The sequence below is a fragment of the uncultured Caballeronia sp. genome (assembly GCF_964243625.1).
Classification (GTDB): Bacteria; Pseudomonadota; Gammaproteobacteria; order Burkholderiales; family Burkholderiaceae; genus Caballeronia.
Genome location: NZ_CAXTGZ010000284.1, coordinates 1 through 7,515 on the forward strand (window position 1 = coordinate 1; position 7,515 = coordinate 7,515).

Genomic DNA, 7,515 nt, shown 5'->3' on the forward strand with positions numbered 1-7,515 from the left:
CCGATACTGAAGGGACTGATGCCGCACAGAGCCCTGCAACACCGATGGAAGGCAACGATTACGCCCAGGCCGAAAAGGCGAAAGGCGCATCGTCAGGCGGGGACGACTCGGCGAACAGCACACGACCGCAGACGGCGACGGAAGCTGCGTTACCCTCGACTATCGATAAAAACCCGCGCCCTTCGTAGTAACGCGCGTGCTGGCAGCTTGTCCAAGCCTCATTTCTGGTCCAGCGCGATCCCCCGTGCTGCCAGATTCGTATATAGCGCGCGGACGCCGAACGTCCACGGCGTGATCTCTTCCGAGCGGCGCACGGTGTTCACCAGCGCGCCGAGTGCGGGCGCCGAGATTGTCACGGCGTCGCCCATGTGGTGAGTAAAACCGCCACCCGGGGTGTCGCGATCCTTGATCGGCGAGAACATCGTGCCGAGGAACAGCATCAAACCGTCCGGGTACTGGTGATGCGCCCCGATCGTCTGCTCGACGAGGTCGGCGGGGTCGCGGCTGATTTCGCTCATGTGGCTGATGCCATCGAGCGTGAAACCGTCGTCGGCGCCTTCGATCCGCAGCGAGACGCTGGCCTGGCGGACGGAATCGAGTGTGAACTGGCCGTCGAAAAGGCGAATGAACGGACCGATCGCGCATGACCCGTTGTTGTCCTTCGCCTTGCCGAGCAGCAGTGCGCTGCGGCCTTCGATGTCGCGCAGGTTCACATCGTTACCGAGCGTCGCGCCGACGATCTTCCCTGCGCTGTTCACGGCCAGCACGATCTCCGGCTCGGGGTTGTTCCACATCGACGTCCGATAAAGCCCGATATCCGCGCCAAGTCCCACAGATGACATCGGCTGCGATTTGGAAAACACCTCGGCGTCCGGCCCAATGCCGACTTCCATGTATTGCGACCACGCGCCGCGGCGCTCGAGTTCCGCTTTCAGCTTCTCCGCGCTTTCCGAACCCGGCACTATCTTCGAGAGATCTGCGCCGATCAGCGTGTTGATGGTCTCGCGCACTTCCTTGGCCTTGCTGGCGTCGCCGCCGGCCTGCTCCTCTATTACGCGTTCGAGCAGGCTGACCGCGAAGGTCACGCCGCATGCTTTCACGGCCTGCACGTCGCACGGCGCGAGCAATTTGACGCCCGTGGAGTGCGGATCGAAGCTCGCGCGCACGATGTCCTCGATCGAACCCAGGGATTCGCCCTCCGCATTGCGGACGATATCAAGTGCATCGGTACGTTCGAACAGATCGGCCGTAGTCGGCGCGATATGCGTGATGTCGATGACCTGGCCATTGCGAACGCAGACCACCGATGGGCCATTGACAGGCGCCGGGCGCCACACGCGTCCAATGAGCACTGCACGGTCGAGATCGTCAGGAAGGCATGCGGAAGGGGAAATCGAAGCCATGAATAGGTGTCCGGGCTGGTGGAAATCAGGGCCTTGATCGTATTATCGGGGTATCGAGTTGTCCATTATGTTGTAGATAATTCCAACCTGTTGGACAAAAAACCATCCCCATCAGATGAAAAACGATACCGCCGGACGCGTCTACGAAGTGCCCGCGCTGCGACGCGCCAACGACGTGCTCGAGGTCCTCGCCAACGCGCGAACGCCCGTGCGAGCGTCCGCGCTGCACGAGGCCACGGGTTTATCGCGCAGCACCTTGTATTTGCTGCTGGACTCGCTCGAGCGCCAGTTCTGGATCGAGAAGCGGGGCGATGGCTACATCATCGGCGTGAAGCTGTTCGAGTTGGGGAGCGCCTTCGTTCGCCACGATGGCTTTCAGGCGGCGTTCCGGTCGCAGGCGGCGGCGTTCGTTGCGACGCACAACGAAGTCGTGCAACTCGCCACGCTCGATGGCCGCGACGTGGTGTATATCGCGCGGGAAGATTCACGCCGGGCGGTACGGCTGGTATCGGATCTCGGGTCGCGGCTGCCGGCGCATTCGTGCGCGCTAGGCAAGGCCTTGCTGGCGACGCTGCCCGATGACCAACTGCTCCAGCTCCTGCCCGACAGGCTCACGGCTGCCACGCCGCGCACCATCACGCGACGCGCCACCTTGCTGCGTGAACTTGCGCGGGTCCGGGAGACGGGGCTTGCGAGCGAATGCGAAGAAGCGGCGGCAGGGCTCACCTGCTTCGCGGCGTACGTAGGGGAGACGCCGCACGGCAAGCGGCTCGCTGTCAGCACGAGTGTGCCGACGGGGCGCATGGATGCCCGGCGCGAGAAACGCATCTGCGTCGCGATCGCGCGTATGGCGCAGCAGATTGGGGCCAAATGCGCAGAAGCCTGAGCGGTCCCAGGACCGTCGCGTCTTCCATACCCCCTTTTACGCAAAGGTGATTTCGATGCAAGGCGCTTCTGCGCCGGCCATCCCTTCCTTAAAGTGGCGTTACCCCATTGAACGCCACTCGCAAGGAGCTCACCATGTTGAACAGGACATCCCCCGCCACGCTCGCCGAAGCATCGCCCGCGACCGATGACGCGCAGTACTTCGAATACACGTCGTCAGCGAATCCTGTTGGCGCAAAGCTCATCTCGCGTGTGCCGTTCCGCAACTTCTCGCCTGCGCTTTATGCGGATGGCGAGACCCGCATCGTGCCGCTCGACTTGTCCGCTGAGCTGAACTGCCCGAGCCCTGCGACGGGTCCAAGCCTCAGCGCGAACTTCGTGCGCATCAACGCCCGCGATGAACTCAAGCTCGCGCAGACAGCGACATCGCTGGTGTGTTACGTGATCAGCGGCGCCGGACATGTCACGCAAGGTGCGGTGAATTTCCCGTTCGCACAGGGCGACTTCTTCACGCTGCCGGGCGGCGAATCCGCGAGTCTTCGTTCCGACATCACCGCCATGCTCTACTACGTGAACGATGCGCCTCTGCTGACCTATCTCGGCGTGACGTCGGTGCAACCACGTTTCGCCGCGACGCTTTATCCGGCGGCGCGGGCGCAGGCCGAGTTGAAGAAGGTCCGGGAGGACGCGAACGCCGCCCGGCGCAACCGCATCAGTGTGCTGCTCGGCAACGTCAATTTCCCGCAGACGAGGACGGTGACTCACACCCTCTGGGCGATGTTCGGCGTCGTGACGCCCAATTCGGAGCAGAAGCCGCACCGGCATCAATCGATTGCACTTGATTTCATCGCGGGATGTCAGGCGGGTTGTTATACGCTGGTCGGCACCGAGCTGGACGAGAGCGGCAGGATTTCAAACCCGACGCGGGTGGATTGGGAGCCTGGGATGGCGTTCGTCACTCCGCCGGGATACTGGCATGCGCATTTCAACGAATCCGATGGCGACGCCTACGTGATTCCGATCCAGGACGCCGGTCTGCAAACCTACTTGCGCACGCTCGATATCCGCTTCGCGCATTAAGGCGCATCGTTCAGACGTCAAGACCGTCGTCCCAGTACGGCGGCTCGCCGATCACTTCGGCGAGAAAATCGACAAACGCACGAACTTTCGACGATACGATTTTCTTCGGCGGATAAACCGCCCAGATCGCCGGTTCGGCACGCGCGGTGCGCGCTTCCCAATCGCCGAGCACATGGATGAGGCGCTCATCGCGCAGAGCTGTTCCGACAAGCCACGTGGGCAGCAACGCCACGCCGCAACCTGCAAGCGCGAGTTGCAGCACGGCCTCCGAATCGTCGCCGCGAAAACGCCCCTTCAACTCCACGAGCGTACGCTCCGGCTTTTCGGGCGCGTCCTTGCGCTTCGTGAAAAACCATCGGTCATCGGGTTGCAGCGCGAGCCGCAGCGATTCGTGATGCGCAAGATCATCGGGTTCGGCGGGCGTGCCGTTGCGTTCGAAATATCCCGGACTCGCGCATACGATCCGGCGGTGCGGCGCGAGCCGACGCGCCATCAGCAGAGAATCGGGCAACGCGCCGATCCGCACCGCGACATCGACGCCCCCTTCTATCATGTTCAGCGTCTCGTCGGTCACGACGATATCGACGCCGATATCCGGATAGCGCTTCATGAACGCCGGCAAATGCGGCACCACATGCCGATGCCCGAACGCCACGGGCATGGTGATGCGCAGCACGCCTTGCGGCGTCTGGTTCAGCGATGACGTCAGCTCGCGGGCGTCATCGAGTGCCTGCAGCGCAAGAAGCGCATGTTCGCGAAACACGCGGCCGCCTTCAGTGAGCACGAGCCCGCGGGTGGACCGGTTGAACAGGGCGATGCCCAGATCCTTTTCCAGCTCGCTCACATAACGCGAAACGGTCGATGTCTTGACGCCCATTTCGAGCGCCGTTTTGCTGAAGCTTTGCCGTTCGGCTGCATGAACGAACGCGCGTACCGCTGCGAAATAATCCATGGGTTTGTGCGTTTGCCCGTCGCGTTTCCTGAGAAACGCCAAGACTAAAGCAAAAACCCGTGGTGGACCTTACATCGGTACGCGCAGGGGCCTAGAACTTCGCCCGGACGCCGGCGCCGAAGGTCTCGCCCGTCGATTGACTGGTAATACGGTCGCTCATGTAGGCGGCGTAGAGATCAGTGCGTTTGGAGAGCGGATAGTCGTAGCCGAGTGCCCAGGTTTGCCGCGTCTGGTCGAGGCCGCCTGCGTCGCGCGAATAGGCGTAGGAGGCCATCACGGTGCCGGGGCCGAGAGGCACGGTCACGCCGCCTTGTGCCGTGTTGATATGGAAGTTGCCGGTGCGTACGGTGTTGTCGGTGTACATGTATTGACCGAAAAGCTTGACCACACGCAGGTCGTAGGACACGCCGAGCTGCGCCACGGCCTGGCTCTGCATGCCGGAAACAAGCGAACTCAGGTCGTCGGGCTGCGTGTTGAAATTCACGTATTGATAGACGCCCGTTGCCGCGAACTGACCGCTGAGATACAGGAACTGCGCGCTCAGCTTGTGCTGGCCGTTTTCGCCGGCCTTGTCGCCGAATGCGTACATGGCTGTCCCGCTCAAACCGTGATAATCCGGCGTCGAATATGAAATTGCATTGTCCCAGCCGGAGTCGCCGACCACGCCCTGGTCGGTCGTGTAGGCGGGGAAGGTGCCAAGGCCGAGGTACACGTGATAGACCATCGGCGAGAACGTGTAAGAGTCGGCGAAGGGATTGAAAAGTATCGTCGATACAAACAGCGACGTGGTCAGCCGCCCCGCGGTCAAGGTTCCATAGGGCGACTGGACGCCGACGTAGGCATCGCGCGAGAAGAACGAGTCGCCCTGGAAGCGGCCATATGCGCCGTTCTGCGGCCGGAAGAAATCTTCGAGCGCGAAGATCGCCTTGTATCCGCCGCCGAGGTCTTCCGTACCCTTCAAGCCCCAGTACGATGTCGACATGCCGCCGCCGCCCAGCGTCCACGCACGATCGCCACCGGGATATTTCTGCGCGCCCACCCAGGCGTCCACTTGCCCGTAAAGCTGGACGCTCGACTGGGCGCTGGCGCCGCCGCTGCACAGCATCCCGGTCGCCAGCAAGGACGCAAGCGCCGCGATTCCCTTTGAATTAAAACCGAAGCAGTTCTTCACGCGTTCCCCCGACAGGAAAATGCAGGCGAACGAACGCGGATCGCACTGCGCAGTGCGGATCGGCCGTTCCAACCTGCGTGAAATTGAAAGTGGTGCCCGGATCAGGCAGCCAGCGGGTAACGGAATCCATCGCCTGACGGACTGCGCTCGTAGACCTGTTCGCCCGCTACGTAAGTGGCCTTGATCGCGCGGTCATCGCCGAGCGTCATCAGCACGAAAAGCTGCTCCACGATGTCCTTGCAATAGCCCGAGCGGAACGACATCAGCGGCGTCGCCTTGCGATCGAGGATCACGAGGTCGGCCTCATAACCCTTGGCAACGGTGCCGATCCTGTCCTGCAGGTACAGCGCTTCCGCCCCGCCGCGCGTGGCGAGATAAAACGCCTGGATCGCATTGAGCTTCGTCTGGTTCATCTGCGCGACCTTGTAGGCTTCGTTGAGCGATTGCAGTTGCGAGAAGCTCGTGCCTGCGCCCACGTCCGTGCCGAGGCCGACGCGTACAGGGCGCTTCGGGTTCTTGGCATCGAAGACACGGAAGAGGCCGCTGCCGAGGAAGAAATTCGATGTCGGGCAGTGCGCCAGCGCCGCGCCGGTCTGGTGGCACGTGCACAGATCGTCTTCGGTGAGGTGGATGCCGTGGCCGTAGATCGAGCGGGGTCCGACTATGCCGGCGTGCGCGTAGACATCGAGATAGCTCCGGCGCTCGGGGAACAGCGCCATGACCCAGGCGATTTCATCGACGTTTTCGCATAGATGCGTTTGCACGTAGGCGTCGGGCGTCTCCTTGAGCAAGGTGCCGCAGACGTCGAGCTGCGCGTCCGTGCTCGTGGGCGCGAAGCGCGGCGTGATGCAATACAACTGGCGTCCGCGCTTGTGCCACTTCGCGATCAGGTCGGAGCTCATGGAGTACGCGAGTTCGGCGGTATCGAGCAGCGCCGGCGGCGCGTTGCGGTCCATCAGCACCTTGCCCGCGACCATGCGTGTGTTGAAACGCGACGACTCTTCGAAAAATGCATCGACCGAGCCCGGATGCACCGTGCAATACACGGCGGCCGTCGTGGTGCCCGAGCGCAGGAGTTCGCGCAAGAACACCTTGGCGACCATGTCGGCGTGATTTTTATCGGCGAAATTCTGCTCGGCGACGAACGTGTACGTGTTGAGCCATTCCAGCAACTGCTCACCATACGCACCGATCATCTCGGTTTGCGGATAGTGAATGTGGGTGTCGATAAACCCTGCCGAAATGATCGCGTCCGGATAGTGCTGAACCTGCGTTCCCGCGGGCAGGCGAGGCGTTACTTCGGAGGCGGGGCCGACATCGACGATCTGACCCTGGTCGATGACGACGATGGCATCGGGTATATGAACGAGGCATTGCTCGGGCGACTGGAGAAACGGATCGCCGCTGAAGGTCACCACGTCGGCGCGCAAGGCTTTTAGTGCGGTCATGTCGAGTTCCTGGGAAGCGTGCCGGCTACGAGGCCGGCTTTTGTATCGGAGAAGGGATCGGCAGAAGAAGGTCAGCGGCGCCGTGCCGGGTGCGATTCCTTCATGATCAGCGCGAGCACAAAGGAGGCGATCAACGAATAGGTGATCGGCGTCGCCGCGTATTCCGCGATGGCCAGCGTGTGATCGGTCAGTCCCGCAGCCATGCCGGACACCACTCTCGAGCCGGGCGCCGCAATCATGATGCCGCCCGCAATGAACGCCAGGCCGTTCACAAACGCCGCCGACGTACCGATCAATTGCGGCGGGACCACGTCCGCGGCGCTGCTGAAGCAGAGCATGTGCGCGGCGTTTGCAAAACCGAACAGGAAGTTGAGCGCCATCGCAACAGGAATCGAGATGGATGGCAGGTACAGCAACGCGCCCGCGCACGCGAGTTGAACCGCAATGCCGATCACGATGGGCATCTTGCGCCGCTCGATCTTGTCGGAGAGTGCCGGAATGACGAGGCAGCCTGCTGCGAGCCCGAGCCACAACAACGACGAACTGAATGCTGCCGTGGCGGGGGAAGCGCCGCGT

8 protein-coding genes are annotated in these 7,515 nt (G+C 62.4%); 3 read left to right on the forward strand and 5 right to left on the reverse strand.

Translation table 11 applies throughout. The features are described from left to right. Window positions 1-188, forward strand: a 188-nt coding sequence (locus ACFFAR_RS18950; RefSeq protein WP_375508270.1) for a hypothetical protein, incomplete at its 5' end; no start/stop codon positions are given. A gap of 30 nt (window positions 189-218) precedes the next feature. On the opposite strand, the gene ACFFAR_RS18955 is transcribed toward ACFFAR_RS18950, so the two are convergent. Beyond that, window positions 219-1,403 (reverse strand): fumarylacetoacetate hydrolase family protein, encoded by a 1,185-nt coding sequence (locus tag ACFFAR_RS18955; protein ID WP_174363672.1) that lies wholly within the window; start codon window positions 1,401-1,403, stop codon window positions 219-221. Between the two features lie 115 nt (window positions 1,404-1,518). Between ACFFAR_RS18955 and ACFFAR_RS18960 the strand changes: the two genes are divergently transcribed. Together ACFFAR_RS18960 and ACFFAR_RS18965 are read left to right on the forward strand one after the other, a co-directional pair. Next, window positions 1,519-2,289: an IclR family transcriptional regulator C-terminal domain-containing protein gene (locus ACFFAR_RS18960; RefSeq protein WP_174363671.1), complete on the forward strand. Its 771-nt coding sequence runs from the start codon at window positions 1,519-1,521 to the stop codon at window positions 2,287-2,289. A gap of 134 nt (window positions 2,290-2,423) precedes the next feature. After that, the gene (locus tag ACFFAR_RS18965) at window positions 2,424-3,368 is read left to right on the forward strand and encodes a cupin (RefSeq protein ID WP_174363670.1); all 945 of its coding nucleotides are present in this window, start codon (window positions 2,424-2,426) and stop codon (window positions 3,366-3,368) included. 10 nt (window positions 3,369-3,378) lie between these two features. On the opposite strand, the gene ACFFAR_RS18970 is transcribed toward ACFFAR_RS18965, so the two are convergent. From ACFFAR_RS18970 to ACFFAR_RS18985, 4 genes are all read right to left on the reverse strand, one after another. Then, on the reverse strand, window positions 3,379-4,320 hold the full coding sequence (locus ACFFAR_RS18970) for a LysR substrate-binding domain-containing protein (RefSeq protein ID WP_174363669.1): 942 nt from the start codon (window positions 4,318-4,320) through the stop codon (window positions 3,379-3,381). A 91-nt stretch (window positions 4,321-4,411) separates the two neighbouring features. Continuing rightward, window positions 4,412-5,458, reverse strand: coding sequence for a porin (locus tag ACFFAR_RS18975; protein WP_375508272.1), 1,047 nt, complete (start codon window positions 5,456-5,458; stop codon window positions 4,412-4,414). A 134-nt stretch (window positions 5,459-5,592) separates the two neighbouring features. Continuing rightward, on the reverse strand, window positions 5,593-6,939 hold the full coding sequence (guaD, locus tag ACFFAR_RS18980) for a guanine deaminase (RefSeq protein ID WP_174363668.1): 1,347 nt from the start codon (window positions 6,937-6,939) through the stop codon (window positions 5,593-5,595). A 71-nt stretch (window positions 6,940-7,010) separates the two neighbouring features. Continuing rightward, the coding region (locus tag ACFFAR_RS18985) for a hypothetical protein (RefSeq protein WP_375508271.1) at window positions 7,011-7,515 on the reverse strand (505 nt) is incomplete at its 5' end.

Excerpts from the sequence above, each read along its gene's own strand:
- ACFFAR_RS18955 (WP_174363672.1), bottom strand. The coding sequence starts at position 1,403 with ATGGCTTCGATTTCCCCTTCCGCATGCCTTCCTGACGATCTCGACCGT.
- ACFFAR_RS18960 (WP_174363671.1), top strand. The coding sequence starts at position 1,519 with ATGAAAAACGATACCGCCGGACGCGTCTACGAAGTGCCCGCGCTGCGA.
- ACFFAR_RS18965 (WP_174363670.1), top strand. The coding sequence starts at position 2,424 with ATGTTGAACAGGACATCCCCCGCCACGCTCGCCGAAGCATCGCCCGCG.
- ACFFAR_RS18970 (WP_174363669.1), bottom strand. The coding sequence starts at position 4,320 with ATGGATTATTTCGCAGCGGTACGCGCGTTCGTTCATGCAGCCGAACGG.
- guaD (WP_174363668.1), bottom strand. The coding sequence starts at position 6,939 with ATGACCGCACTAAAAGCCTTGCGCGCCGACGTGGTGACCTTCAGCGGC.